Source organism: Enterobacter cloacae complex sp. 394F7 (genome assembly GCF_057320385.1).
The window spans coordinates 207754-234590 of record NZ_JBXWCS010000003.1 but is presented as its reverse complement, the minus strand read 5'-3'; the positions used below and the strand labels follow the sequence as shown (position 1 = coordinate 234590).

Here is a 26837-nt window from a genome sequence, read left to right as displayed (position 1 = left end):
TCACGTTCGCGCTATTCTGCTTCAGGCGAGCGTGATATTCTGCACGCCGGACTATTTTCGGTCATCTTCTGACATCACTCACGACTATGCTGCACACCAATCGCTCGCAACATCCTGTTCTTGCACTACTCTTCGCGACGCTGTTTTTCTTCGCAACGGCACCGCTTTCCTGGGCCCGCGCCGATAACGGCAATGACATTCCATCCCGTGCTGATGTCCAGTCGCAGCTCGACGCCCTGAATAAACAAAAAGATCTTACGCCTCAGGACAAACTCGTTCAGCAGGATCTGACGGAAACGCTGGAATCACTGGATAAAATTGAGCGCGTCAAAGCGGAAACCACCCAGCTTCGTCAGAAGGTGGCGCAGGCGCCGGAAAACATGCGTAAGGCAACGGATTCGCTAAATGCCCTGAGCGACGTGGATAACGACGACGAAACGCGCAAAACGCTGGCAACGCTGTCGCTGCGTCAGCTGGAGTCGCGCGTCGCACAACTGCTCGACGACCTGCAAACCGCACAGTCGGATCTCGCCACCTACAACAGTCAGCTTGTCTCTTTGCAGACTCAGCCCGAGCGCGTGCAAAACGCGATGTACGCCGCGTCTCAGCAGCTGCAGCAAATCCGCAATCGCCTGAACGGCACCACGGTGGGTGAAGGCACGCTGCGCCCGACGCAGCAAACGCTGCTGCTGGTTCAGCAGTCGTTACTGAATGCGCAAATTGAACAGCAGCGTAAAAGCCTGGAAGGGAATACGGTGCTGCAGGACACGCTACAAAAACAGCGTGATTACGTGACCGCCAACATTAACCGTCTGGAACATCAGCTTCAGCTGTTGCAGGAGGCGGTGAACAGCAAGCGCCTGACGCTGACGGAAAAAACCGCCCAGGAGGCGGTATCGCCGGACGAAACCGCCCGCATCCAGGCCAATCCGCTGGTGAAGCAGGAGCTCGACGCGAACCATCAGCTGAGCGAGCGCCTGATTCAGGCGACCGAAAACGGTAACTCGCTGGTTCAACAGAACATTAAAGTTAAAAACTGGCTGGACCGCGCGCTCCAGGCGGAACGTAACATCAAAGAGCAAATTGCGGTGCTGAAAGGCAGCCTTCTGCTGTCACGCATTCTTTATCAGCAACAGCAGACGCTGCCCTCTGCCGACGAGCTGGAGGACATGACCAACCGCATTGCGGATTTACGTCTGGAACAGTTTGACGTCAACCAGCAGCGTGATGCCCTTTTCCAGAGCGATACCTTTGTCGCTAAAATAGAAGAGGGCCACTCCAGTGAAGTGAACCCGGAAGTGCACGACGCACTGTTGCAGGTGGTGGATATGCGCCGCGAGCTGCTTGACCAGCTCAATAAACAGCTGGGTAACCAGCTGATGATGGCGATTAACCTGCAGATCAACCAGCAGCAGCTGGTGAGCGTTTCTAAAAGTCTGCAGGAGATTTTAACCCAGCAGATTTTCTGGGTTAACAGCAACAAACCGATGGACTGGGACTGGGTTAAATCCTTCCCCGAAACGCTGAAAACGCAGATTAAAAGCATGAAAATCACCGGGAACTGGGAGAAAGCCTGGCCCGCGGTGATGATTGCCTTCCTGGCGGGATTACCGCTGCTGCTGATTGCGGGCGTGATCCGCTGGCGTCTGGGATGGCTGAAGAACTATCAGGCGAAGCTGGCCTCAGAAGTGGGGCAACTGCGAAATGACAGCCAGCTGCATACGCCAAAAGCGATTCTGATCGATCTCATTCGCGCGCTGCCGGTGTGCCTGATCATCCTGGCTGTTGGCCTGATCCTGCTCACCATGCAGCTCAACGTCAGCGATTTGCTGTGGGCTTTCAGTAAAAAGCTGGCCCTGTTCTGGCTGGTGTTTGGTCTGTGCTGGAAGGTGCTGGAAAAAGACGGCGTGGCGGTGCGTCACTTCAATATGCCACAGCAACTGACCAGCCACTGGCGTCGTCAGATTGTCCGCATCAGCCTGGCGCTCCTGCCGCTGCACTTCTGGTCGGTGGTTTCCGAGCTTTCTCCGCTGCATCTGATGGATGACGTTCTGGGTCAGCTGGTCATTCTGCTGAACCTGCTGTTGATTGCCATCCTGATGTGGCCGATGTGCCGCGATAGCTGGCGTGATAAAGAGTCCCACAACCTGCGCCTCGCCACCGTCACGGTGCTGGCAATCATTCCGCTGGCGCTGATGGTGCTCACGGCGACGGGCTACTTCTACACCACGCTGCGCCTGTCCGGCCGCTGGATAGAAACCGTCTATCTGGTGATTGTCTGGAACCTGCTCTACCAGACCGTGCTGCGCGGCCTGAGCGTGGCGGCTCGCCGTATCGCTTATCGCCGCGCCATTGCGCGTCGTCAGCATCAGGTGAAAGAGGGCGCTGAAGGCGCAGAGCCGCAGGAAGAGCCGACCATCGCGCTGGAGCAGGTTAACCAGCAGACGCTGCGTATCACCATGCTGGTGATGATCGCCCTGTTCGCGGTGATGTTCTGGGCCATCTGGTCTGATTTGATTACCGTCTTTGCCTATCTCGACAGTATCACTCTCTGGCAGTACAGCGGGACCGAAGCAGGCGCTGCGGTGATGAAGAGCGTCACCATGGGCAGCCTGCTGTTTGCGGTGGTGTCGTCGATGGTGGCCTGGGCGCTGATTCGAAACCTGCCGGGTCTGCTGGAGGTGCTGGTGCTGTCGCGCCTGAACCTGCGTCAGGGGGCGTCCTATGCCATTACCACCATCCTTAACTACGTCATCATTATTGTCGGGGCGATGACGGTCTTCGGCTCGCTGGGCGTGTCATGGGACAAACTGCAGTGGCTGGCGGCAGCGCTCTCTGTGGGTCTCGGTTTTGGCCTGCAGGAGATTTTCGGTAACTTCGTTTCCGGCCTGATCATCCTGTTCGAACGTCCGGTGCGAATTGGCGATACGGTGACCATCGGGACCTTCTCCGGTACCGTCAGCAAGATCCGCATTCGTGCGACCACTATTACCGACTTCGATCGCAAAGAGGTGATCATCCCGAACAAAGCGTTCGTGACCGAGCGTTTGATCAACTGGTCGCTCTCGGATACGACTACGCGTGTGGTGATCCGCCTCGGCGTAGCCTACGGTTCGGATCTGGATAAGGTGAAAGAGGTATTGCTGAAGGCCGCAAAAGAGCATCCAAAGGTTATGCACGAGCCGGCGCCAGACGTCTTCTTCACCACCTTCGGGGCGAGCACGCTGGATCACGAGCTGCGTTTATACGTGCGTGAGCTTCGCGATCGCAGCTACACCGTGGATGAACTGAACCGCTCCATCGACCGTCTGTGCCGTGAAAACAATATCAATATTGCTTTCAACCAGCTTGAGGTTCACCTGCATAACGAGAAAGGTGACGAGCATACGGAAGTGAAGCGTGAGATTAAGGGTGACGATCCGACTCCCGCCTGAACTATTTTCCCTCTCCCGGTGGGCTGAGGAATCCCCACTAATTTTTTATTAGTGGTTTCAGAGGATTAGAATGAATATTTTGCGAGCAGTTAGATTCACTCAGCTCGTAGACAGACAGAAAACGCTCATAAATGTGCATCTTCTGTCGAGTTATCGGTTGTTTTTAGCTCCATTTTTGAACAATAAACAACCATTTATCCATATCTAATTTTCTGGGGATTCCTCAGCCCGGTGGGAGAGGGTTAGGGTGAGGGCAACCGGCCTTCACCTTTCCCTCAAAATCCCGCCGCACAATCTCCAGCGCCTTCAGCACCGTCTCAGCCGGGATCTCATGATTCTCCAGCAGCATAATCAAATCGACGGCCAGTTTGACCTCATCCGGGGCATTTTCCAGCGACATGTGTGGCTCCTTTTAACGGGTCAGGCGTTCAATCACGCGTTCTATCTCCTCCAGCGCCTGACGGCAACGGACAAGACGTCCTTCCAGCGCGTCAATCTCGCGCATTAGTATCTGCTGTTCTTCCAGCGTTTCACTGTTGTTCAGACGCGCTTCCCGCTCGCGCTTCATCTCAAACAGACGGCGTTCAAACTCCTGGTGCTCCAGCCGTTTGCGCTGCCATTTTCCGAGGCCCGGTGACGCGCTGTCCCAGCTGCGCAGGGGCCAGGCTGCGATCTCCCGGTGCAGGGCGGTGATCTGGCTGGTGAGGTGCTCCGCAAGCCAGGCCACCTGCTCATGTTTACCGTCATTCACGGCCTGACGCAGTTCATCGAGGTTGGTCTGCGCTTCGTCAAGATAGTCTTTCATCAGTGTACTTCGGGTATGAAATAACTGCCGGTCAAAGCGCGGTTTGAGCGTCGCATGCTGCATCAGCGGTGACGCCTGCGTGCGCAGGGCAACGAGCTGATTTTGCAGCGTCTCTAAAAGCAGGGCTATTTTCAAGGCGCGCTCCAGTGGTAAAGTAGCCGTTCAGTTTGATAACGATTCGCATTATGCAGCGTACTATTTTAATCATCATTGGCTGGCTGGCGGTAGTGTTAGGCACCCTGGGCGTGGTTTTGCCACTTTTGCCCACGACGCCGTTTATTCTGCTGGCAGCCTGGTGTTTTGCCCGCTCATCCCCGCGTTTTCATCACTGGCTGCTGTATCGCTCGTGGTTTGGCGGCTATCTGCGCCACTGGCAGAAACACCGGGCCATGCCGCCTGGCGCAAAGCCGCGTGCGATTGCAGTCATCCTCATCACCTTCGCCATTTCATTATGGCTGGTGAAAATGATGTGGGTGCGGATCCTGCTGCTGGTTATCCTGACCTGCCTGCTTATCTTCATGTGGCGGATCCCCGTGGTTGATGAAAAGCAACAAAAGCACTGAAGCCTTATAATGGCTGTTGCAATTATTGCGCGCAGCCAGTAAATTCGACCGTTTTCGAGCACAGGCGCGCCTGGTTAAAGGTTAAACAATTGTTACCTTTACCGCCTCTTTGCGCGCTGTGAGTAACACTGTTTCATTTAGGCACAAACCGATGACCGCAACTGCACAGCAGCTTGAATATCTGAAAAACAGCATCAAAAGCATCCAGGACTATCCAAAACCTGGCATTCTTTTCCGTGATGTCACCAGCTTGCTGGAAGACCCGAAAGCGTACGCGCTCAGCATTGAACTGCTGGTAGAGCGTTATAAAAACGCCGGGATCACCAAAGTAGTAGGTACCGAAGCCCGTGGCTTCCTGTTTGGCGCACCGGTGGCGCTGGCAATGGGCGTAGGTTTTGTGCCAGTGCGTAAGCCGCGCAAACTGCCGCGTGAAACCATCGCGGAGAGCTATGAGCTGGAATACGGCACCGATCAGCTGGAAATCCACGTCGATGCCATTAAGCCTGGCGACAAAGTGCTGGTGGTGGACGATCTGCTGGCAACCGGTGGCACTATCGAAGCGACCGTGAAGCTGATTCGTCGCCTGGGTGGTGAAGTGACCGACGCGGCCTTCATCATCAATCTGTTCGATCTGGGCGGCGAACAGCGCCTGGAAAAACAGGGTATTACCAGCTACAGCCTGGTGCCTTTCCCGGGTCATTAATCCCGTTTCTCACAACCTCGCTCAATGGGTGAGGTTGTGATAGCATTCCCCTCCATTAATTCACCTTCCAGCGTTGCAGAGCCTGCCCATGAGTTATCAGGTGTTAGCCCGTAAATGGCGACCACAAACCTTTGCCGACGTTGTCGGTCAGGAACATGTGCTGACGGCCCTGGCGAACGGCTTGTCGCTAGGTCGTATCCATCACGCCTATCTCTTCTCCGGTACCCGCGGCGTCGGTAAAACCTCTATTGCCCGTTTGCTGGCAAAAGGTCTGAACTGCGAAACCGGGATCACCGCCACGCCGTGTGGCGTGTGTGACAACTGCCGTGAGATCGAGCAGGGGCGCTTTGTCGATCTGATCGAGATCGACGCCGCCTCGCGCACCAAAGTTGAAGATACCCGTGACCTGCTGGATAACGTGCAGTACGCCCCGGCGCGTGGCCGCTTCAAGGTCTATCTGATCGATGAAGTGCACATGCTGTCACGTCACAGCTTCAACGCCCTGCTGAAAACGCTGGAAGAGCCGCCTGCGCATGTGAAATTCCTGCTGGCGACCACCGATCCGCAAAAGCTGCCGGTGACGATTCTGTCGCGCTGTTTGCAGTTCCATCTGAAGGCGCTGGACGTTGAACAGATCCGTACTCAGCTGGAACACATTCTCGACGAAGAGAACATTGTCCACGAGCCGCGCGCCCTGCAACTGCTGGCCCGTGCAGCGGACGGCAGCCTGCGCGATGCGCTCAGCCTGACGGATCAAGCTATTGCCAGCGGTGACGGTAAACTGTCGACGGAGGCGGTCAGCACCATGCTCGGCACGCTGGACGACGATCAGGCGCTCTCGCTTATCGAAGCGATGATTGCCGCCAACGGTGAGCGGGTGATGTCGCTCGTCAACGCCGCCGCCGCCCGCGGCGTCGAATGGGAAGCCCTGCTGGTCGAGATGCTTAGCCTGCTGCACCGTGTAGCGATGCTTCAGCTCTCTCCGTCAGCAATGGGGGCGGATATGGCGGCCATTGAACAGCGGATGCGTGAACTTGCGCGAACCGTGCCGCCTGCTGACGTACAGCTTTATTACCAGACCTTGCTGATTGGCCGTAAAGAGCTGCCGTTTGCGCCGGATCCTAGAATGGGCGTTGAAATGACGCTGCTGCGTGCGCTGGCGTTCCACCCGCGTATGCCGCTGCCAGAGCCTGAAGTGCCCCGGCAGTCATTCGCCCCGACCGCTCCAACGGCAGTGATGTCCCCGCAGCAGGTGCCAGCACAGCCGGCAGCGCCGCCGCAAAATGTACCGCTGTCGGATGCCACCAGTTCGGTGCTTGCCGCCCGCAGCCAGTTGCAGCGAGCGCAGGGAGCAACCAAACCAAAAAAGAGTGAACCGGCAGCGCCAGGAAGAGCGCGGCCGGTTAACAACGCCGCGCTTGAACGACTGGCCTCGGTAACGGAGCGCGTACAGGCGCGCCCGGCACCGTCCGCGCTCGAGCAAAAAGCCCCGGTGAAAGAAGAGGCTTACCGCTGGAAGTCGACGACCATCGTCGAAGAGGTGAAGAAAGAGGTCGCCACGCCAAAAGCGCTGAAGAAAGCGCTGGAGCATGAAAAAACACCGGAGCTTTCCGCGAAGCTCGCGGAAGAGTCTATCGCGCGTGACGCCTGGGCCGCTGAGGTCAGTAAACTGCAGCTGCCTAAGCTGGTCGAGCAGGTCGCGCTGAATGCCTGGAAAGAGCAGGACGGTAATCAGGTGCGTCTGCATCTGCGTCCCGGTCAACGGCACCTGAACTCCCCCGGCGCACAAAAAGCACTGGCGGAGGCGCTGGCCACATTGCAGGGTGTACCGGTTGAATTGACTATCATTGAAGATGATAATCCGGCGGTGCGAACGCCACTGGAGTGGCGCCAGGCCATTTATGAAGAGAAACTCGCGCAGGCGCGTGAGTCGATTATAGCGGATAACAACATCCAGACCCTGCGCCGGTTCTTCGACGCCGATCTGGATGAAGAGAGTATTCGCCCCATTTGATCGTGAGTCTGACTTACGGTTGTCATCGTTAAACGTGAAAGAGAGAGAAGCCTATGTTTGGTGGAAAAGGCGGTCTGGGTGGCCTGATGAAGCAGGCTCAGCAGATGCAGGAAAAAATGCAGAAGATGCAGGAAGAGATCGCTCAGCTGGAAGTCACGGGTGAATCCGGTGCCGGTCTGGTCAAGGTGACCATCAACGGTGCGCATAACTGCCGCCGCGTTGAAATCGATCCAAGCCTGCTCGAAGACGACAAAGAGATGCTGGAAGATCTGGTTGCAGCCGCGTTTAACGATGCCGCTCGCCGTATCGACGAAACCCAGAAAGAGAAAATGGCCTCTGTATCCAGCGGTATGCAACTGCCGCCGGGCTTCAAGATGCCGTTCTGATGCAAACCAGTCCGCTGCTCACGCAGTTAATGGAAGCGTTGCGCTGCCTGCCGGGCGTAGGCCCGAAGTCGGCGCAGCGTATGGCGTTTACGCTATTGCAGCGCGACCGCAGCGGCGGGATGCGCCTGGCGCAGGCTCTGACCCGCGCCATGTCAGAAATTGGTCACTGCGCGGATTGCCGTACTTTTACCGAGCAGGACGTCTGTAATATTTGCTCGAATCCGCGTCGTCAGGAGAACGGTCAGATTTGCGTGGTGGAGAGTCCGGCGGACATCTATGCCATCGAACAAACCGGGCAGTTTTCTGGCCGCTATTTCGTGCTGATGGGGCATCTCTCCCCGCTGGACGGTATTGGCCCGGATGATATCGGTCTTGATCGCCTTGAACAGCGTCTGGAGTCCGAGACCATCAAAGAGGTGATCCTCGCCACCAACCCCACGGTGGAAGGGGAGGCAACCGCCAACTACATCGCCGAGCTGTGCGCGCAGTACGGCGTTGACGCCAGCCGTATCGCTCACGGCGTGCCGGTTGGCGGCGAACTGGAGATGGTTGACGGCACCACGCTGTCGCACTCTCTGGCCGGACGTCACAAGATTATTTTCTGACCAAACGGAGGCGGCATTCGCAGCCTCCGCTTGAAAATTTCCCTGCTTATCCCCATCTCTCCCTCAACGTTTTACAACCCCATTAAATGGCATTGTTGAGGTCGACTTAGATGAAAGGACAAGAAACCCGTGGTTTCCAGTCAGAAGTAAAACAGCTTCTGCACCTGATGATCCATTCCCTGTATTCCAACAAAGAAATCTTCCTGCGTGAGCTGATTTCCAACGCCTCCGATGCGGCGGACAAGCTGCGTTTCCGCGCGCTGTCTAACCCGGATCTGTATGAAGGCGACGGCGAGCTGCACGTGCGCGTCTCTTTCAATAAAGAGAACCGTACCCTGACCATCGCCGATAACGGCATCGGCATGAACCGCGACGAGGTGATCGACCACCTCGGGACTATCGCCAAATCCGGGACCAAAGCGTTCCTGGAATCAATGGGCTCTGACCAGGCGAAAGACAGCCAGCTGATCGGCCAGTTCGGCGTGGGCTTCTATTCGGCGTTTATCGTGGCGGACAAAGTCACCGTGCGTACACGTGCGGCGGGCGACAGCGCGGAAAACGGCGTGTTCTGGGAATCTAAAGGTGAAGGTGAATACACCGTTGATGACATCACCAAAGCGGATCGCGGCACCGAAATCACCCTGCACCTGCGCGAAGGCGAAGACGATTTCCTGAACGACTGGCGCGTGCGCTCCATCATTAGCAAATATTCCGACCACATTGCCCTGCCGGTTGAGATTGAAAAACAGGAAGAGAAAGACGGTGAAACCGTGGTCTCCTGGGAGAAAATCAACAAGGCGCAGGCACTGTGGACGCGCAATAAGGCTGAAATCAAGGACGACGAATACAACGAGTTCTACAAACACATCGCCCACGACTTTACCGATCCGCTGACCTGGAGCCATAACCGTGTGGAAGGTAAGCAGGAGTACACCAGCCTGCTGTATATCCCGTCGCAGGCACCGTGGGATATGTGGAACCGCGATCACAAGCACGGTCTGAAGCTTTACGTTCAGCGTGTCTTCATCATGGACGACGCCGAGCAGTTCATGCCGAACTACCTGCGCTTTGTCCGTGGCCTGATAGATTCCAACGATCTGCCGCTGAACGTCTCCCGTGAAATTCTGCAGGACAGCACCGTGACCCGCAACCTGCGTAACGCGCTGACCAAACGTACGCTGCAGATGCTGGAAAAACTGGCGAAAGACGACGCGGAAAAATACCAGACCTTCTGGAAGCAGTTTGGCCTGGTGCTGAAAGAAGGCCCGGCGGAAGATACCGCGAACGTAGAAGCGATCGCCAAACTGCTGCGCTTTGCCTCTACGCACACTGACTCCTCCGCGCAGACCGTGTCGCTGGAAGAGTACGTTTCCCGCATGAAAGAAGGGCAGGAGAAGATCTACTACATCACCGCCGACAGCTACGCCGCGGCGAAGAGCAGCCCGCACCTGGAGCTGCTGCGTAAGAAAGGTATCGAAGTGCTGCTGCTTTCTGACCGCATCGACGAGTGGATGATGAACTACCTGACCGAGTTCGACGGTAAGCCATTCCAGTCTGTTGCCAAAGCCGATGAATCCATCGACAAGCTGGCGGATGAAGTGGATGAAAGCGCGAAAGAAGCCGAGAAGGCGCTGGAGCCGTTCGTTGAGCGCGTGAAAACCCTGCTGGGCGACCGTGTGAAAGAGGTGCGCTTCACCCACCGTCTGACCGATACGCCGGCGATTGTGACTACCGATGCGGACGAAATGGGTACCCAGATGGCGAAACTGTTCGCCGCGGCAGGTCAGGCGATGCCAGAAGTGAAATATATCTTCGAGCTGAACCCGGATCACCCGCTGGTGAAACGCGCGGCGGATACCCAGGACGAAACCCGCTTTGCTGAGTGGGTTGAACTGCTGCTGGATCAGTCTCTGCTGGCCGAGCGCGGCACGCTGGAAGATCCTAACCTCTTCATTAAACGTGTGAATGCGCTGCTGCTGGCGTAATTGACCACGCCTCCCCTGGTCTTCTCCCTCTCCCCGTGGGAGAGGGCCGGGGTGAGGGCTCCAGACCGCACTCCCCCAAATTATCTCCCCCCATTAACCGTTTCAGCCTTCCCGCCTTCCTTGAGCCGCATCCGTTCTGGTGGTATTGTTTAGCGCTTTTGAAAAATTGAATCGACTTTTGAGGGGATTTTCGCAATGCGTATTATTCTGCTTGGCGCTCCGGGCGCGGGTAAAGGAACTCAGGCTCAGTTCATCATGGAGAAATACGGTATTCCGCAAATCTCCACCGGTGATATGCTGCGCGCCGCTGTTAAATCTGGCTCTGAGCTGGGTAAACAAGCGAAAGACATCATGGACGCTGGCAAACTGGTGACCGACGAGCTGGTTATCGCTCTGGTCAAAGAGCGCATTGCTCAGGAAGACTGCCGTAACGGTTTCCTGCTGGACGGCTTCCCACGCACCATTCCTCAGGCTGACGCCATGAAAGAAGCGGGCATCAACGTAGACTACGTGCTGGAGTTCGACGTACCAGACGAGCTGATCGTTGATCGTATCGTTGGTCGCCGTGTGCACGCTGCTTCTGGCCGCGTTTACCACATTAAATTCAACCCACCTAAGGTTGAAGGTAAAGACGACGTAACCGGCGAAGAGCTGACCACCCGTAAAGACGATCAGGAAGAGACCGTGCGTAAGCGCCTGGTGGAATACCATCAGATGACTGCGCCGCTGATCGGCTACTACACCAAAGAAGCGCAGGCGGGTAACACCAAATACGCGAAAGTTGACGGCACCAAAGCCGTGGCTGACGTTCGTGCAGAGCTGGAAAAAATCCTCGGCTAATCGCACTGCTCTCACCCGGATCCCCGGGTGAGAATATTTCTCATCTTACCTATTACAGCAATGGGTTCCGTTTAAACGCATTTCCGCTACAATTGACAACCATTCAAATGGTTAAGAGGCGTGAATGAGTCAGGCGAAAACCGGCATCCTGCTTGCCAATCTGGGCACCCCAGAAGCACCTACGCCAGAGGCGGTAAAACGCTATCTGCGACAATTTTTAAGCGACACGCGCGTTGTGGATACCCCAAGACTGCTGTGGTGGCCATTACTGCGTGGCGTGATTCTGCCCATTCGTTCACCGCGCGTCGCCAAACTCTATCAGTCTGTCTGGATGGAAGAGGGCTCGCCGCTGATGGTCTACAGCCGTCGTCAGGAGAAAGCGCTGGCTGCCCGCCTGCCGGATATGCCTGTCGCACTCGGCATGAGCTATGGCAAACCGTCTCTGGAAAGTGCGGTCGACGCGCTGCTGGCGCAGGGGGTTGAGCACATTGTGGTGCTGGCACTCTACCCGCAGTACTCCTGCTCGACAGTCGCTGCGGTGTGGGACGAACTGGCCCGCATTCTGGCGACCCGCCGCCGCATTCCGGGCGTGACCTTTATACGCGACTACGCCGATAACGAACTCTATATCAAAGCGCTTGCCAGCAGTGCCCGCGCGTCGTTTGAAAAACACGGCGAGCCGGATCTGCTGCTGTTGTCCTATCACGGCATTCCGCAGCGTTTTGCTAACGAAGGGGATGATTATCCGCAGCGCTGTCGCGATACCACGCGTGAGCTGGTGTCCGCGCTCGGCCTGCCGCCGGAGAAGGTGATGATGACTTTCCAGTCGCGCTTTGGTCGCGAGCCGTGGTTGACACCGTATACGGATGAAACCCTCAAAATGCTCGGCGAGAAAGGCGTGAAGCATATTCAGGTGATGTCGCCGGGCTTCTCGGCCGATTGCCTGGAAACGCTGGAGGAGATCGCGGTGCAAAACCGGGAGTTTTTCCTTGAGGCTGGTGGTGAGAAGTACGAGTACATTCCGGCACTTAACGACGCTCCGGAACATATCGACATGATGGTCTCGTTGGTGACCAACAGCCGCTGATCGCACTCAGGGCCGGGTTTGTGCTACCATTCCCGGCCCATATTCTATGCACAGTTCAGACCATGAAATTTCCCGGTAAACGCAAATCCAAACACTACTTCCCTGTTGATGCCCGCGATCCGCTCCTGCAGCAAATCCAGCCTGAAAATGAAACCAGCGCGGCATGGGTCGTCGGTATCGATCAGACGCTGGTGGACATTGAAGCGAAAGTGGATGATGCGTTTGTCGCCCGTTACGGTCTGAGCGCCGGCCACTCGCTGGTGATCGAAGACGACGTTGCGGAGGCGCTCTATCAGGAGCTGGTGCGTGACAACCTGATCACCCATCAGTTTGCCGGTGGCACTATCGGCAATACCATGCACAACTACTCCGTTCTGGCAGACGATCGCTCAGTGCTGCTCGGCGTGATGTGCAGCAACATCGAAATTGGTGGCTACGCCTACCGTTACCTGTGCAACACCTCCAGCCGTACCGACCTGAACTATCTGCAGGGCGTCGATGGCCCCATTGGCCGCTGCTTTACGCTGATCGGTGAATCCGGCGAGCGTACCTTTGCCATCAGCCCCGGCCACATGAACAAGCTGCGTGCCGAGAGCATTCCCGAAGAGGTGATTGCGGGCGCGTCGGCGCTGGTGCTCACCTCCTACCTGGTGCGCTGCAAGCCGGGCGAGCCGATGCCGGAAGCCACCATGAAGGCGATTGAGTACGCGAAAAAGTACGATGTGCCGGTGGTCCTGACGCTGGGAACGAAATTTGTGATTGCCGACAACCCGGAGTGGTGGCAGGCCTTCCTGAAAGAGCATGTCTCGATTCTGGCGATGAACGAAGAAGAAGCTGAGGCCCTCACCGGCGAGAGCGATCCGCTGCTGGCCTCCGATAAAGCGCTGGACTGGGTGGATCTGGTGCTCTGCACCGCCGGACCGGTAGGGCTGTATATGGCAGGCTTCACGGAAGAAGAGAGCAAACGCAAAACCCAGCATCCGCTGCTGCCTGGCGCCATCGCCGAGTTCAACCAGTATGAGTTCAGCCGTGGCATGCGTTATAAAGACTGTGTTAATCCGCTGCGGATCTACTCGCACATCGCCCCGTACATGGGCGGCCCGGAGAAGATCATGAACACCAACGGCGCGGGCGACGGCGCGCTGGCGGCACTGCTGCATGACATCACCGCCAATGCCTACCACAAAACCAACGTGCCGAATTCCAGCAAACATAAGTTCAGCTGGCTCACCTATTCGTCGCTGGCGCAGGTGTGTAAATACGCGAACCGCGTCAGTTATCAGGTGCTGAACCAGCACTCCCCGCGCTTAACGCGTGGCCTGCCGGAAAGGGAAGACAGCCTCGAAGAGGCGTACTGGGACAGGTAAAAGAAAACCCCTCACCCTAACCCTCTCCCCACAGGGGAGAGGGAACTCAAACACCCTCGCCCCTGTGGGGAGAGGGCTGGGGTGAGGGGACCAGGCCGCACAAGCTAGCCCGTCACCTCTTCTTCAACCGGCGGCTTCGCCAGCAGCGCCAGCATCGTATTCGCAATTTCGCGCTCACCCATCACCACCTGATTCGCACCCCGTTCGGTGATGTAATCCACCTCGTCGTCGTAATGGGCGCGGGCAATGATCTCAATCGTTGGGCATTTCTCACGTGCAGTGGCCACAATCTCACCCGCTTCGTAGCCGTTTGGAATGGTCAGCAGCAGCCAGCGGGCGCAGTCCAGATGCGCCAGGTTCATAATTTCTTCGTTCGCCGCATTGCCCAGCACCGCGCGGATACCGCGCTCGCGCAACTCATCGACGCGGGTGCGCGAGGTTTCAATCACCACCAGCGGGATCCCCTGCGCCATCAGCTTCTCGCCGAGCAGGCTTCCCACGCGGCCAAAGCCGACCAGCAGGGCGTGGTTGCAAATATCCACCGGGATCTGCTTCTCTTCTTCAATGGCCTCTTCGAGCGTCTGCTCTTCAAGGGTTTCGGTTTTATCGAGATATTTTTCCAGCAGCGCGAACAGCACGGGGTTCAGCATAATCGAGAGGATCGCTCCCGCCAGCACCAGGTTCTGCCCGGCCTGCGGCAGCAGGTTCAGCGCCATCCCCAGGCCCGCCAGAATAAAGGCGAACTCACCAATCTGTGCCAGGCTGGCGGCGATGGTAAGAGCGGTACGCGGCGAGTGGCCGAACATTCGCACCAGGAAAAAGGCGGCGACCGACTTACCAAAGATGATAATCGCCAGCGTCCCCAGTACGGCCAACGGCTGCTGAACCAGAATCATCGGATCAAACAGCATCCCGACGGAGACAAAGAACAGCACCGCGAAGGCATCACGCAGGGGGAGGGTGTCGTGCGCCGCGCGGTGGCTCAGTTCGGATTCGTTCAGCACCATCCCGGCAAAGAACGCGCCAAGGGCAAAGGAGACGTCAAAGAGCTCCACTGCGCCAAAGGCAATCCCCAGCGCCAGCGCAAGGACGGAAAGGGTGAACAGTTCACGCGAGCCGGTGGCCGCGCTGCGCGACATGATCCACGGCACCAGACGGCGGCCTACCAGCATCATGATGGCGATAAACGCCACCACTTTTCCGATGGTGATGCTCATATCCAGCGCCAGCGAGGCAAAGCCGAGGGTGTCTTTTTCCATCATTCCGGCGACGGCAGGCAGCAGGACCAGCGTCAGCACCATTACCAGATCTTCAACAATCAGCCAGCCGATTGCGATTTGTCCGCGCTGGCTGTCTATCAACTGCCTCTCTTCAAGCGCGCGCAGCAACACCACGGTACTGGCGGTTGAGAGACACAGTCCAAATACGATGCCGGTCATTAACGACCAGCCCAGTACGGCTGAAAGCGCCATGCCCAGCAGCGTCGCCACCCCTATCTGGGCGATCGCTCCCGGTATGGCGATAGACTTTACCGCCATCAGGTCCTTCAGGGAAAAATGCAGCCCCACGCCAAACATCAGCAGAATCACGCCCAGTTCCGCCAGTTCAGGTGCCAGTTTGGTATCCGCAACGAAGCCAGGCGTAAACGGTCCCGCCAGTACCCCGGCTAACAGATAGCCCACAAGAGGGGAAATACGCAGTTTATTGGCAATCATGCCGAGAATAAAAGCGAGCACAAGTCCACCAACAATGGTGGTGATAAGCGGTGTGGCGTGGTGCATTCCGTCTCCTTTCGTTGTGGGTGTTCCATTTTGGTGAAAACCAAAAACCGAGTAATAGTTTATGACAATTTTTACCTTTGTGTTTATGAATAATTGTTGAAGTTTGAATAAAACGGCAATATGCCTCAGAAAAGGCAGGTTTTGATAAATTCAGAGAAGGGATGAACAGGAAAGCCTTATGCCATGAGGGCATCAGGCTGCCAAAGTTTCACTTTGGCAGCCATGAAATTACGCTTTATGACGATTATCAGGCAGGAATATGGTCAACATCCCCAGAAGTGGCAGGAAAGCGCAGATTTTATAAACCAGGAAGATACTGGTGTGGTCGGCAACCATGCCTAACACGGCTGCACCAAGGCCGCCCATGCCAAAGGCGAAACCAAAGAAGAGCCCGGAAACCATACCAATACGCCCCGGTAACAACTCCTGCGCATACACCAGGATAGCCGAGAACGCCGAAGCCAGAATAAAACCAATAATCACCGTTAAAATGCCCGTCCATTCAAGGCTGGCGTAAGGCAAAATAAGGGTAAAAGGGGCAACACCAAGGATAGAGCCCCAAATAACATATTTACGGCCAATTTTATCCCCGACTGGCCCGCCAATCACCGTCCCTGCTGCGACGGCAAACAGGAAAGCAAACAGATGGAACTGCGCGTTTTGTACCGATAATCCGAATTTTTGCATCAGGTAAAAGGTGTAATAGCTGCTGATGCTCGCCATATAGAAATATTTCGAGAAAATCAGCACCAGCAGCACGGACACGGCCAGGATAACCTTATTGCGTGGAAGGGGATTGATAACCGTCACTTTTGGTTTGCCTTTGTTTACACGGTGCTGTGCGGCATACCAGCGGCTGATCTGGGCGAGCACAACGATCGCCAGCAGGGCGGCCAGCACAAACCAGGCGACGTTACCCTTGCCGTAGGGGGCGATGATCACTGCCGCCAGCAGCGGGCCGAGGGAACTGCCAAAATTACCGCCCACCTGGAAGAGTGATTGCGCCAGCCCGTGGCGCCCGCCGGAGGCCATACGTGCCACGCGGGAGGACTCCGGATGGAAGACCGACGAGCCGGTCCCCACCAGCGCGGCGGCAAGCAGCACCGCTTCAAAACTGCCCGCCATAGCCAGCAGCACCAGCCCGCTCAGGGTGAAGCACATGCCAATCGGCAGCGACCACGGCATCGGATATTTATCCGTCCAGTAACCGACGATAGGTTGCAGTAGCGAAGAGGCCAGCTGGAAGGTCAGGGTGATCATCCCGATCTGCACGAAGGTTAATGAAAACTCGGACTGCAGCAGCGGGTAAATCGCCAGGATCAGCGACTGGATCATGTCGTTGAGCAAATGGGAGAGGCTAATAGCGCCTAAGACTTTAAATGAGGTGCGCGAGGGTGGCGGCGACGCCGGCGCGCCCGAAACGGGCTGGGTTGATTCACTGATTGCCATAAATACCACGTCGTTAGTGATGAAAAATGCAGGGGGTAATTATTATCCAACTAACATACCTGCCAGCGACATTTGAAGAAAGTCGCAATTATGAAAACTTATTTGTCTATTCTTGTTACTCACTGTAATTTTTGCGTTTGTCTATTGGTCAGGGAGAGAGAAGATGAAGTTAATGAAGCATGGCGTCGCGTTGGCGCTGCTCGCCGCCTGGGGTCTGGCAAGCCAGCCCGCACAGGCGTATGAAAAAGACAAAACGTATAAAATTACGATCCTGCATACCAACGATCACCACGGCCATTTCTGGCGCAGCGAGTACGGCGAATATGGTCTCTCCGCGCAAAAAACGCTGGTGGATGGCATTCGTAAAGAGGTTGCCGCCGAAGGGGGCAGCGTGCTGCTGTTATCGGGTGGCGATATCAATACCGGCGTGCCGGAGTCCGATTTACAGGATGCTGAGCCTGATTTTCGCGGTATGAATTTAATCGGTTACGATGCAATGGCCGTCGGAAACCATGAGTTTGATAACCCGCTGAGCGTGCTGCGCCAGCAGGAAAAATGGTCCAAATTCCCATTCCTCTCCGCCAATATCTATCAGAAAAGCACCGGTGAACGCCTGTTTAAACCGTGGGCGCTGTTTAAGCGTCAGGATCTGAAAATTGCGGTGATTGGCCTCACCACGGACGATACGGCAAAAATTGGCAACCCGGAGTTCTTTACCGATATCGAATTCCGTAAACCGGCAGACGAAGCGAAGTTGGTGATTCAGGAGTTGCAGCAAAACGAAAAACCGGACGTGATCATCGCCACCACCCATATGGGACATTACGACAACGGCGAGCATGGTTCTAACGCGCCGGGCGATGTTGAAATGGCGCGCAGCCTCCCTGCGGGCTCGCTGGCAATGATTGTGGGTGGTCACTCACAAGATCCGGTGTGCATGGCCTCGGAGAATAAAAAGCAGGTGGATTATGTTCCGGGCACGCCGTGTGCACCAGACCGTCAGAACGGGATCTGGATTGTGCAGGCGCACGAGTGGGGTAAATACGTTGGCCGTGCCGACTTTGAGTTCCGTAACGGCGAGATGAAACTGGTGCATTATCAGCTCATCCCGGTCAACCTGAAGAAAAAAGTGACCTATCCGGACGGGAAAAGTGAGCGCGTACTCTACACCCCGGAAATCCCCGAGAACCCACAGATGCTCTCTCTCTTAACCCCGTTCCAGAATAAAGGCAAAGCGCAGCTGGACGTGAAAATCGGTACGCTGAACGGGCGTCTGGAAGGGGACCGCAGCAAAGTCCGTTTCGTACAGACCAATATGGGTCACCTGGTGCTGGCGGCACAAATCGCGCGCACCGGCGCTGATTTTGGTGTGATGAGCGGCGGCGGGATCCGTGATTCCATCGAAGGCGGGAATATCACCTATAAAGATGTGCTGAAGGTGCAGCCGTTTGGCAACGTGGTGGTTTATGCCGATATGAGCGGGAAAGAGGTGATTGAGTACCTTACCGCCGTGGCGCAGATGAAGCCGGACTCTGGCGCCTATCCGCAATTCGCAAACGTCAGCTTTGTGGCCAAAGACGGCAAGCTCAACGATCTCAAAATCAAGGGTGAGCCGGTTGATCCCGCGAAAACCTACCGTCTGGCAACCTTAAGCTTTAACGCCACGGGCGGCGACGGTTATCCGCACATCGATAATAAACCGGGCTATGTGAATACCGGCTTTATTGATGCCGAGGTTCTGAAGCAGTTTATCGAGCAGAATTCACCGATCGACGTGAATGCGTATGAGCCGAAAGGCGAGGTGAGCTGGCAGTAAAGTTGTGCGGCCTGATGCCCTCACCCCAACCCTCTCCCACCGGGAGAGGGCGCGAACACAAAAAACGGTAACGTCTGTTACCGTTTTGCTTTTACCTCGCAGCCGCCACCCGGCTTTTTCTTTTAATCCCTGCGCGCAATATTCGCAAACTTCGCATCCAGCATTTTGGCCAGATCGCCTGCGGCCAGTTCGATATCCAGCCCGCGCTTGCCGCCGGAAATATAGATGGTTTCAAATTCCTGCGAAGGGGCGTCAATCAGCGTTGGCAGGCGTTTTTTCTGCCCGAGCGGGCTGATCCCGCCCACCAGATAACCCGTGGTGCGTTGCGCAACCATTGGGTCTGCCATATCTACCTTTTTCGCTCCCAGCGCTTTGGCCACTTTCTTCAGATCCAGTTGCCCAGCCACGGGCGTGACTGCGACGGCGAGATGCTTCATATCGCCATTCACGGCCACCAGCAGCGTTTTATAGACCTGGTCGGCGTTCAGCCCCAGTTTGCGCACCACTTCATCACCAAAATTGGTTTCGTTCGGATCGTGATCGTAAGTGTGGATCCGGAAAGAAATTTTGTTTTTTTCGAGTAATTTAACGGCGGGAGTCATAGCTATCCTTCTTACGACAGACAATTCATGCTGACAGCATACGCCTGACGTTTGTCTAAAAAATAGCACCATCTTGCGCAATAGTATTGGCAGTGATGGTCACTTTGAGCGACAATCGGCTCAACCGAAGGTCTCCTTCGGCATAATAAAAACGATGAAATTCCTCTTTGACGGGCCAATAGAAATATTGGCCATTTTTTTATTTCAGCAGCGACGGCAAATTTCCTTCTCCGTACAAATGTAATGCCCCCACCGCAACCACGTAATGCCCGGCAGGTAACGCATGCAGCGTCTGCCGCCATGCCGCATTGCGTGCGTTCATCAGCACATCATACAGCGATTCACTGAACGTCGACGGCAGCGTTAATTTCCCCTCAGCAGGCGGGGCATCCAGCCACCAGCCAATCATGGTTTGCAGCAGACGGGCGTTGGTATGCCAGTGCGTCAGCGTATCATCAAGAAGAATGAGACCGTCATCAGGCAGCTGGCGAAGGAGGGCAATCTGGCTATCGGTACCTTCCAGCTCAATGATCGGCAGACGGCGTGCACGGGCTGCATTCAGCAGCTGGTAATCAATACCGTAATCACCGCGCAGACCCAGACGCTGCGCCTGCGTCGCCTGCAATATCATGGCAATCTGCCAGAGCGGCAGGGTGTCCAGCATCGAGAGCGATACGCCGGTTTCATCCGCCACGCGCGTCAGTTCGGCGAGCTGAGCCTCGTCCAGACGGTCGGCCAGGGTGAGATCGCTCTCCAGCCCGGCAAAGGGAGACTCGTGGCCTGAAATATCCGCCTCAACCACCAGCGCATCGGCCTGCTTCAGGAGGGATAACAGACCAGAGGGCAGCGGGGACATATCCTGCGTGCCCATATGTATGCTGCCCACCAGGTGCAGATGCTGACCGCCGGGTAGCGAGATATCCATTCCGGGCCAGGAATAACGGCGGGGGAAGAGGGCGCGAAACGATGTTTTTATACGGCGAAACAGACTCATACGCGCTCCATAAACGGAAAGGTTCATGCTAACGCGTGGGGAAGGGCGGCGCAACAGGTGAACGTCGGCACGTTTCGTAGGCCTGATAAGCGCAGCGCCATCAGGCAAAAAAGCCGGGTGGCGCTGCGCTTACCCGGCCTGCAACGTATTACGCTTTCGGTTTAAAGCGCAGCAGCCGGTTGGCGTTGCTCACCACGGTAATGGAGGAGAGCGCCATCGCTGCACCTGCGACCACCGGGTTAAGCAGCGTACCGGTCAGGGGCCACAGAATGCCGGCAGCAATCGGGATACCGAGCGAGTTATAGATAAACGCACCCAGCAGGTTCTGCTTCATGTTGCGCAACGTGGCTTTCGAAATCGCCAGCGCATCGGCAACACCCATCAGGCTGTGTCGCATCAGTGTGATGGCTGCCGTCTCAATGGCAACGTCGCTCCCGCTTCCCATGGCAATCCCCACCTCTGCCTGTGCCAGCGCCGGCGCATCGTTAATACCGTCGCCAACCATCGCGACCTGGCGCCCCTGCTGTTGCAGCGTCTTAATGGCATCCGCTTTGCCGTCCGGCAGGACACCGGCAATGACTTCATCGATCCCCGCCTCTCTGGCGATGGCGTTGGCCGTGGTTGGGTTATCCCCGGTTAACATCACCAGACGGTAGCCCGCGCGGTGCAGTCGTTGTAAGGCATCCACACTGTCCTGACGTAACGGATCGCGCACGGCCAGCAGGGCCGCAATATGACCGTCCACCGCAAGCAGGACAGGGGTTGCGCCCTGTGATGCCTGGGCATTCAGTTCACTTTCCAGCGCTGAAGTTGCTATGCCGTTTTCATTCATCAGGGCCTGGTTACCCAGCAGCAGTGTGTGTCCTTCGGCCTCACCGCTGACGCCTAATCCGCGCAGGGTGCGGAAGTTGTTCACCTGCGGCAGGCTGGCCTCACCGGCTTTCTCAATGATGGCTCGCGCCAGCGGGTGGCTGGAGCCTTGTTCCAGGGCCGCGGCGAGACGCAGCGCGTCAGCTTCCGCGAAGCCTGAGGTATGCACGGATACAACCTGCGGTTTACCTTCGGTCAGGGTACCGGTTTTATCAAAGACCAGCGTGTCGAGAGTGCTGGCGCGTTGCAGGGCGTCGGCATCACGTACCAGCACGCCAAACTCGGCGGCGCGACCCACGCCGGAGATAATCGACATCGGCGTCGCAAGGCCGAGCGCGCAAGGACAGGCGATAATCAGTACCGTGGTGGCGATCACCAGGGTATAGACAATTTGCGGCGCCGGGCCGAAGAAATACCAGATAGCCGCGCTCAGCAGCGCAATGCCCACCACCACTGGCACAAAAATGGCGGAGATTTTATCGGCCAGTTGACCTATTTCAGGCTTACTGCTCTGTGCCTGGCGCACCATGCGGATAATACGGGACAGCGTGGTGTGGCTTCCCACCGCACTGGCGGTGAACAGCACGCTGCCGTCCTGCACCACCGTACCGGCATGCACATTATCACCCTGTGTTTTCTGCTGCGGAATGGGTTCCCCGGTGAGCATCGCTTCGTCAAACCAGGCTTCGCCCTGCGTAATGTCTCCGTCCACGGGAACACGGTCACCGGTGGTCAGACGCAGCGTCATACCGGGCTGAACCTCGGCCAGCGGAACGCTTTTTTCTCCGTCGTCAGTGACCACGCGGGCGGTTGGTGGGGTTAAATCCAGCAGCCGCTCCAGCGCCTTTGAGGAGCGCTGACGGGCACGGGCTTCCAGCATATGGCCCAGGTTAATCAGGCCGATGATCATCGCGCTCGCTTCATAATAGAGATGGCGGGCTTCCATCGGGAACCACTGTGGCCAGACGTTCACGCTCATGGAGTAGAGCCATGCCGCACCCGTGCCGAGTGCCACCAGCGTATCCATGGTTGCGGTGCGGTTTTTCAGGCTCTTCCAGGCGCTGGAGTAGAAATGTCCGCCTGCAAATACCATTACACCAAGCGTAATAATACCAATGACCAGCCACAGCGTGCGGTTATCGTCGGTGACCATCATGTTGTCACCGATCATGCCCCACACCATCACCGGGATCCCGACCAGCAGCGCAACAATGGCCTGCCAGCGGAAGCGTTTCATGGTGGCGATAGCCGTTTCCTGCTGGCGTTCGCGGCGTTTGGCATCATCTTCGATGGCCTCTGCGCCATAGCCCGCTTTTTCAACGGCCTGCACTAATTCTGCGGCGGAGGCACTGCCCATGACCAGCGCAGTACGCTCCGCAAGATTGACCCGTGCCTGCGCGACTCCGGGTACCGCCTGCAAGGCATTTTGCACCCGGGAGACGCAGCTGGCGCAGCTCATGCCGTTGATCAGCAGCTGTTGGCTGTCATCGATATCATCAGCTGCCGGAAGCTCAGGAGTGGCCGCTGTCAGTGCTTCCGACGGGGATGATGACTCTGCCAGCGGTTTAGCCTTTGGGTGGCTCAGCTCCGCCCCATAACCTGCCTGTTTGATGGTATCAATCAGCGCTTGCGCACTGGCGCTGCCGGTGACAGAGGCGTGATCGATAGTGACGTCAGCGCTTTCGACATCAGGACGCTGTTCCAGACTTTCTTTTACGCGTTTGACACAGTGGCCGCAGGAGAGGCCGTCCAGTGTCAGGTCAATTGTGTGAGACATAACAAAACTCCCGTATAATGAACTGGTCAGTTGTTGACCGGAGTAACGCTTTTCGCTAACTGTTATGAAGGTTAAACCTTCCATCAAGGGGAAGGTCAAGCTTTTGAATTGCTGATTGAAAGGGATTTTTAAAATCAGCATCCACACTTCGACAAAAATGTCCACATTACAATGACAAAGCCCCGCTTATTGAGCGGGGCTTTTTTCATAACAAGTTACTCTTCATCGTCTGAAAGTAGCTCTGGTTAATGACATAAATTTTGTTTACTTCCAACCACAAGCTTTTTGAAGCGGTTTCATTGCATCTGAAAGGCCTTTCAGATCGAAGGTTGCACTCACAGGGGCTTCATTGTATGGGGTGATTCTGGTGAACATTTTGTCTGCTTTAGCTAGAGATTTAATGAAATCGATGTCACTACCCTTGTAAAAAACCGCTTTGGTATCAGTTGAGATAGACCATTCTTTTTCAACTGCTTTCTGCTTATCCAGGCGGTAGAGCATGCTCGTTTGCTCAAGACCCAGGTAAACATCCCAGTTAATGAATACCTCCGTTTTCTTTTCGCGGCAGGCTACATACATTGTTGGCATCACACTTTCGCCAAAAGGCGTTCGAATGTAATCATTACTGTTAAGTGACAGGATTATGTTTTTTGAGTCGTCTACCGGCGAGGTGCTAATTGATGTTTGCCACTTGCCAGGGTTAGAAACAGAATTTTCTACAACTTCAGTTTCTGCGGATGAAGTCTGCGGGAATAACTTGTCGAAACATGCCAGCCTTTTAGTGCCATTAATTTCACTTTGGCACTCTAACAACTCAGCTCGGTCTGGTTGCTGATAATCAGTTTTTGCTGACATGTTTATCGTGCTTGTTGTAGCTTTAAACGTTGGTGAGAAGAAGCGATCGTAACAAGATAGTCGTTTATCGTTATCTTTCTCCTCAGGGCATTGATCTCTACTCTCGAATTTATCAGCATCTTGTGTTCGTGATGGCGGTATTGATTTGTCGTAACAAGAAAGTCGTTCAGCATTATTTTCTATAGCCCGACATTCAAGGACTGCATTGAAGTTTTTATGTTCACTTCCTGCATATACAGACGCTGCATTGAATGCCATAAATGATGCTATTACGTTTAAAAAAAACTTTTTCATTTAATCATCCCTTTGGTCTTGTGAGGAATACAAGGATACCGATGATTATGTCGCCTATAACCCAGACACTAGCAATTGCCATTAAACCTAGACCGGTACCAATTGCAGCCCCAGCTCTTTCTGCATCAGAAGTTGCGTGATTTATTACTTCACCACTACCACCTAATCCTGCGAAGAGGCAGTAGATCATAAATAAGTTGAACAGTATAAAAGCCCACTTGATGAGTTTTCCAAAAAGTGAACGCCGTGGCTTTTTAAGCTGCTTCCCACATGACGGGCAACGTAATGCTGTATCACTTACATCCTTAAGACACTCTGGACAGTTAACCAATGCCATAAATCAATCTCCTTAGGTGAAAATCTTATCTTTTTGTTACAAATCATTGGGATTTTATCGGATTTGGACGCATTGACAAGTGAAAAGCCCTGTTGCATTACGGAGCTTTTGTTTAAATAATCAGGCTAAGTTGATTATTTCCATAGTGTGAGGCGGGAAAGGCATCGGTGGGGATATCGGCAAAGGATGAGTTTCTTAACATCAAATCGGCAACGCGCAACGATTTGTGCGACGCTCACTGTATCTCGCAGCAACTGATTGGTACAATGCCGGAAGGCAATGGATCGCTCGGTGATGTTGAGAAGGCCGAGCGCGTCTTCGCCATCAACGAAATGTTGCCCGTGATGGAAGCAATTAACGGCATTAATGGCTGGCTCGGTCAGGAAATGATCCGCTTCAATCCCTACGCTCTGCTCAAAGACGAGTAGCCCGATCCACTCGGCGCACATCGTGCGGCGGTGTTCCTTCAGTAATTTTCAATCTCCGCATGTTCGGCCACCATCTGAGCACCATTCAGCACGACCTTTAACGCCCCTAACTCAGAACGCATGAGCGCCATTCTAGCAGGCGCAAGCTGCAATCGACGGGTACGCGCCCCGAAGCGGGAAAGCACGCCTAGAAAGCAGGAAAGGCTGAAGCATGGCATTTAAAGGTATCCCCTCCATGACTCCTGTCGCGTGGGCTGTTCCCCCGTCACCTGCGCGTGAAATTTGCTTCGTTTTTTGTGCATTTGCTGATCCGGTTTCAGACCGCACCGCCACCATGCGGAAAGGGTAAAATTAGTTTCAAAAAGTTTGTGCAATTTTGTGCACTATTGTGCAGCTATTTGTCCGTTGAAGTTTTATATTTTTACTCGTTATGACGCTGTTTTCTCTTGGCTATATGGAGTAATAGAAAATGCGATTGACTGCACCTGTGAAGAAGTTTACAGATGGTTTTAGTGAATGCGATGACATTTTTAGTCGAAAAAAGCTACATGATACAATTATGAGAGTAGCAACAAATGCACCAGATAAAAGCTTAGTCCTGGCTCTCAATGACGAATGGGGAAATGGAAAAACTTCGTTTGTTAAAATGATGTCCTCAGAAATAAATAATAATGCTTCAGATAAATTTGATGTAATCTATTTTGATGCTTTTGAAAATGACTATCAGTCAGATCCGTTTGTCTCTCTAACATCAAAAATTTATTCACTCATAAAAAAAGAAGAAGGTAAGCTAAAAAATCTTGGGCAAGAGTTATTAGCAATTGGTAAAAAATTAGGAGCCTCTTTTGCGCTAAATGGTGCCAAGTTTGCTGTCAGCACTCTCACAAGCGGCCTGGTTTCTGGAAGCACTTTAGAAAAAGCTAGTGATGTTATAAGCGACGCTCTCTCGACACCTATAGAAGACTATATTGAGGAGAAAATAAAGAAAAGCGAAAGTGAATTGGTCACAATTGAACAGTTTAGAGGTTTGTTAACCAGAATACATAAAAATAGTGACAAAAAAATAATTTTTATTATAGATGAACTGGATAGAGCTCGTCCCGACTTCGCCCTTGATTTGTTAGAGAAAATAAAACATATTTTCTCAGTTGAAGGATTCATATTCCTCCTGGTGATTAATCGCGAACAATTTGAAAAGAGTATAGAATGCAGATATGGAAATATTAATGCACGACTATACCTCAATAAATTCATTCATTACTGGTTTACTCTCCCCAAAAAAAGCATTTTTTCTGATGGATGTAAAGATGGTTATGAACGTTCAACACTAACACAATATCTTCTTACTCTCGATCAAGGAAACAATTTACTTACAAGCAATGGTGCCCTCGTGAAAACTTTGGCATATCTCTTGGAGGCAAATAACTGTTCGTTACGTGAAGCAGAGCGCTGTTATTCAACCTTCGCTGTTATGATAGAACCACGTGAAATCAATTTCTTTAGACACGATATTTTCTGTGTGGCTTTTGGGCTGGTAGCTTTCATAAAAGTATTCGACCAAGCTCTCCTAATCGAGATTAGTAGGAAAACTATTACACTGGAAGGTATTTTAGCCCGACTCTCTATATCAACAAGTATCATGAGTACTGTTGAGGTTAATTATATTTTAATGTTGCTGAATTATCATTTTTCAACGGATGAACAGCTTTCAAAAAATGAAATGAAAGAACGTTACGCATTCATGACAGATATGACTGGAAGACGAGTTAAATGGTTCGAAACAATGTCCGAAAAGGTAGAAGGTTTTACTGTTAGTCGGTAATCCTCTCTCAATAAACAAGATGC

Annotated in this window: 21 protein-coding genes, 1 pseudogene and 1 other annotated feature; of the genes and pseudogenes, 13 read left to right on the top strand and 9 right to left on the bottom strand. The window is 54.4% G+C overall.

Annotated features, from left to right (window positions below):
* Positions 1-86 precede the first annotated feature (86 nt).
* Positions 87-3434 carry a mechanosensitive channel MscK gene (mscK, locus tag AC2FAK_RS05965; protein WP_040021514.1) on the top strand — a complete coding sequence of 1116 codons (3348 nt, stop codon included), beginning with the start codon at positions 87-89 and terminating at the stop codon, positions 3432-3434.
* A gap of 223 nt (positions 3435-3657) precedes the next feature.
* Here mscK and rsmS read toward each other — a convergent pair whose 3' ends face one another.
* Entirely contained in the window at positions 3658-3834 is a 177-nt protein-coding gene (gene rsmS, locus AC2FAK_RS05960) for a pleiotropic regulatory protein RsmS (RefSeq protein WP_058682755.1), read from the bottom strand.
* Positions 3835-3846: 12 nt separating this feature from the next.
* Positions 3847-4374: a primosomal replication protein N'' gene (gene priC, locus AC2FAK_RS05955; protein ID WP_047360818.1), complete on the bottom strand. Its 528-nt coding sequence runs from the start codon at positions 4372-4374 to the stop codon at positions 3847-3849.
* Between the two features lie 50 nt (positions 4375-4424).
* On the opposite strand from priC, the gene AC2FAK_RS05950 reads away from it, so the two are divergent.
* From AC2FAK_RS05950 to AC2FAK_RS05910, 9 genes are all read left to right on the top strand, one after another.
* Positions 4425-4802 carry a DUF454 family protein gene (locus tag AC2FAK_RS05950; RefSeq protein ID WP_013095896.1) on the top strand — a complete coding sequence of 126 codons (378 nt, stop codon included), beginning with the start codon at positions 4425-4427 and terminating at the stop codon, positions 4800-4802.
* Between the two features lie 151 nt (positions 4803-4953).
* Positions 4954-5505, top strand: a complete 552-nt coding sequence (gene apt, locus AC2FAK_RS05945; RefSeq protein WP_000127359.1) for an adenine phosphoribosyltransferase — start codon at positions 4954-4956, stop codon at positions 5503-5505.
* An 88-nt stretch (positions 5506-5593) separates the two neighbouring features.
* Complete coding sequence (dnaX, locus tag AC2FAK_RS05940) at positions 5594-7519, top strand: DNA polymerase III subunit gamma/tau (RefSeq protein ID WP_095454700.1); 1926 nt, start codon at positions 5594-5596, stop codon at positions 7517-7519.
* Positions 6849-6913: a sequence feature (DnaX frameshifting element), on the top strand. It overlaps the preceding gene by 65 nt.
* Before the next feature lie 53 nt (positions 7520-7572).
* On the top strand, positions 7573-7905 hold the full coding sequence (locus AC2FAK_RS05935) for a YbaB/EbfC family nucleoid-associated protein (protein WP_003858972.1): 333 nt from the start codon (positions 7573-7575) through the stop codon (positions 7903-7905).
* The gene (recR, locus tag AC2FAK_RS05930; protein WP_013095898.1) at positions 7905-8510 is read left to right on the top strand and encodes a recombination mediator RecR; all 606 of its coding nucleotides are present in this window, start codon (positions 7905-7907) and stop codon (positions 8508-8510) included. Before AC2FAK_RS05935 ends, recR begins: the two co-directional genes overlap by 1 nt.
* Positions 8511-8620: 110 nt before the next feature.
* Complete coding sequence (htpG, locus tag AC2FAK_RS05925) at positions 8621-10495, top strand: molecular chaperone HtpG (RefSeq protein ID WP_095454699.1); 1875 nt, start codon at positions 8621-8623, stop codon at positions 10493-10495.
* A 195-nt stretch (positions 10496-10690) separates the two neighbouring features.
* Positions 10691-11335, top strand: coding sequence for an adenylate kinase (gene adk, locus AC2FAK_RS05920; RefSeq protein WP_006809841.1), 645 nt, complete (start codon positions 10691-10693; stop codon positions 11333-11335).
* Between the two features lie 124 nt (positions 11336-11459).
* Positions 11460-12422, top strand: a complete 963-nt coding sequence (gene hemH / locus AC2FAK_RS05915; protein WP_013095900.1) for a ferrochelatase — start codon at positions 11460-11462, stop codon at positions 12420-12422.
* Between the two features lie 62 nt (positions 12423-12484).
* Positions 12485-13789 carry an inosine/guanosine kinase gene (locus AC2FAK_RS05910; protein ID WP_020685011.1) on the top strand — a complete coding sequence of 435 codons (1305 nt, stop codon included), beginning with the start codon at positions 12485-12487 and terminating at the stop codon, positions 13787-13789.
* A 104-nt stretch (positions 13790-13893) separates the two neighbouring features.
* On the opposite strand, the gene ybaL is transcribed toward AC2FAK_RS05910, so the two are convergent.
* Positions 13894-15570: a YbaL family putative K(+) efflux transporter gene (gene ybaL, locus AC2FAK_RS05905; RefSeq protein ID WP_040021505.1), complete on the bottom strand. Its 1677-nt coding sequence runs from the start codon at positions 15568-15570 to the stop codon at positions 13894-13896.
* Between the two features lie 228 nt (positions 15571-15798).
* Complete coding sequence (locus AC2FAK_RS05900; RefSeq protein ID WP_095454698.1) at positions 15799-17019, bottom strand: MFS transporter; 1221 nt, start codon at positions 17017-17019, stop codon at positions 15799-15801.
* Positions 17020-17182: 163 nt separating this feature from the next.
* Between AC2FAK_RS05900 and ushA the strand changes: the two genes are divergently transcribed.
* Positions 17183-18835, top strand: a complete 1653-nt coding sequence (gene ushA / locus AC2FAK_RS05895; RefSeq protein WP_095454697.1) for a bifunctional UDP-sugar hydrolase/5'-nucleotidase UshA — start codon at positions 17183-17185, stop codon at positions 18833-18835.
* Between the two features lie 122 nt (positions 18836-18957).
* Here ushA and ybaK read toward each other — a convergent pair whose 3' ends face one another.
* The 5 genes from ybaK to AC2FAK_RS05870 form a co-directional block, all read right to left on the bottom strand.
* Positions 18958-19437, bottom strand: coding sequence for a Cys-tRNA(Pro)/Cys-tRNA(Cys) deacylase YbaK (ybaK, locus tag AC2FAK_RS05890; RefSeq protein WP_095454723.1), 480 nt, complete (start codon positions 19435-19437; stop codon positions 18958-18960).
* A 199-nt stretch (positions 19438-19636) separates the two neighbouring features.
* Positions 19637-20431 (bottom strand): TraB/GumN family protein, encoded by a 795-nt coding sequence (locus AC2FAK_RS05885; RefSeq protein WP_046888909.1) that lies wholly within the window; start codon positions 20429-20431, stop codon positions 19637-19639.
* Positions 20432-20579: 148 nt separating this feature from the next.
* Positions 20580-23078, bottom strand: coding sequence for a copper-exporting P-type ATPase CopA (gene copA, locus AC2FAK_RS05880; RefSeq protein WP_095454696.1), 2499 nt, complete (start codon positions 23076-23078; stop codon positions 20580-20582).
* A gap of 264 nt (positions 23079-23342) precedes the next feature.
* The gene (locus AC2FAK_RS05875; protein WP_095454695.1) at positions 23343-24227 is read right to left on the bottom strand and encodes a type VI secretion system-associated protein TagO; all 885 of its coding nucleotides are present in this window, start codon (positions 24225-24227) and stop codon (positions 23343-23345) included.
* Positions 24228-24231: 4 nt separating this feature from the next.
* Positions 24232-24564 (bottom strand): hypothetical protein, encoded by a 333-nt coding sequence (locus tag AC2FAK_RS05870; RefSeq protein ID WP_095454694.1) that lies wholly within the window; start codon positions 24562-24564, stop codon positions 24232-24234.
* A gap of 173 nt (positions 24565-24737) precedes the next feature.
* On the opposite strand from AC2FAK_RS05870, the pseudogene AC2FAK_RS05865 reads away from it, so the two are divergent.
* Positions 24738-24992: pseudogene (locus AC2FAK_RS05865) on the top strand (phage portal protein); the annotation flags it as partial.
* Positions 24993-25461: 469 nt separating this feature from the next.
* A complete protein-coding gene (locus tag AC2FAK_RS05860) occupies positions 25462-26814 on the top strand; it encodes a KAP family P-loop NTPase fold protein (protein WP_095454691.1) in 1353 nt (450 codons plus the stop codon).
* The last annotated feature ends 23 nt before the right edge of the window (positions 26815-26837 follow it).

What these genes read in the sequence shown, in the direction of transcription:
- mscK (WP_040021514.1), top strand. Translation starts at nt 87, where the DNA reads ATGCTGCACACCAATCGCTCGCAACATCCTGTTCTTGCACTACTCTTC.
- rsmS (WP_058682755.1), bottom strand. Translation starts at nt 3,834, where the DNA reads ATGTCGCTGGAAAATGCCCCGGATGAGGTCAAACTGGCCGTCGATTTG.
- AC2FAK_RS05950 (WP_013095896.1), top strand. Translation starts at nt 4,425, where the DNA reads ATGCAGCGTACTATTTTAATCATCATTGGCTGGCTGGCGGTAGTGTTA.
- apt (WP_000127359.1), top strand. Translation starts at nt 4,954, where the DNA reads ATGACCGCAACTGCACAGCAGCTTGAATATCTGAAAAACAGCATCAAA.
- dnaX (WP_095454700.1), top strand. Translation starts at nt 5,594, where the DNA reads ATGAGTTATCAGGTGTTAGCCCGTAAATGGCGACCACAAACCTTTGCC.
- AC2FAK_RS05935 (WP_003858972.1), top strand. Translation starts at nt 7,573, where the DNA reads ATGTTTGGTGGAAAAGGCGGTCTGGGTGGCCTGATGAAGCAGGCTCAG.
- recR (WP_013095898.1), top strand. Translation starts at nt 7,905, where the DNA reads ATGCAAACCAGTCCGCTGCTCACGCAGTTAATGGAAGCGTTGCGCTGC.
- htpG (WP_095454699.1), top strand. Translation starts at nt 8,621, where the DNA reads ATGAAAGGACAAGAAACCCGTGGTTTCCAGTCAGAAGTAAAACAGCTT.
- adk (WP_006809841.1), top strand. Translation starts at nt 10,691, where the DNA reads ATGCGTATTATTCTGCTTGGCGCTCCGGGCGCGGGTAAAGGAACTCAG.
- hemH (WP_013095900.1), top strand. Translation starts at nt 11,460, where the DNA reads ATGAGTCAGGCGAAAACCGGCATCCTGCTTGCCAATCTGGGCACCCCA.
- AC2FAK_RS05910 (WP_020685011.1), top strand. Translation starts at nt 12,485, where the DNA reads ATGAAATTTCCCGGTAAACGCAAATCCAAACACTACTTCCCTGTTGAT.
- ybaL (WP_040021505.1), bottom strand. Translation starts at nt 15,570, where the DNA reads ATGCACCACGCCACACCGCTTATCACCACCATTGTTGGTGGACTTGTG.
- AC2FAK_RS05900 (WP_095454698.1), bottom strand. Translation starts at nt 17,019, where the DNA reads ATGGCAATCAGTGAATCAACCCAGCCCGTTTCGGGCGCGCCGGCGTCG.
- ushA (WP_095454697.1), top strand. Translation starts at nt 17,183, where the DNA reads ATGAAGTTAATGAAGCATGGCGTCGCGTTGGCGCTGCTCGCCGCCTGG.
- ybaK (WP_095454723.1), bottom strand. Translation starts at nt 19,437, where the DNA reads ATGACTCCCGCCGTTAAATTACTCGAAAAAAACAAAATTTCTTTCCGG.
- AC2FAK_RS05885 (WP_046888909.1), bottom strand. Translation starts at nt 20,431, where the DNA reads ATGAGTCTGTTTCGCCGTATAAAAACATCGTTTCGCGCCCTCTTCCCC.
- copA (WP_095454696.1), bottom strand. Translation starts at nt 23,078, where the DNA reads ATGTCTCACACAATTGACCTGACACTGGACGGCCTCTCCTGCGGCCAC.
- AC2FAK_RS05875 (WP_095454695.1), bottom strand. Translation starts at nt 24,227, where the DNA reads ATGAAAAAGTTTTTTTTAAACGTAATAGCATCATTTATGGCATTCAAT.
- AC2FAK_RS05870 (WP_095454694.1), bottom strand. Translation starts at nt 24,564, where the DNA reads ATGGCATTGGTTAACTGTCCAGAGTGTCTTAAGGATGTAAGTGATACA.
- AC2FAK_RS05860 (WP_095454691.1), top strand. Translation starts at nt 25,462, where the DNA reads ATGCGATTGACTGCACCTGTGAAGAAGTTTACAGATGGTTTTAGTGAA.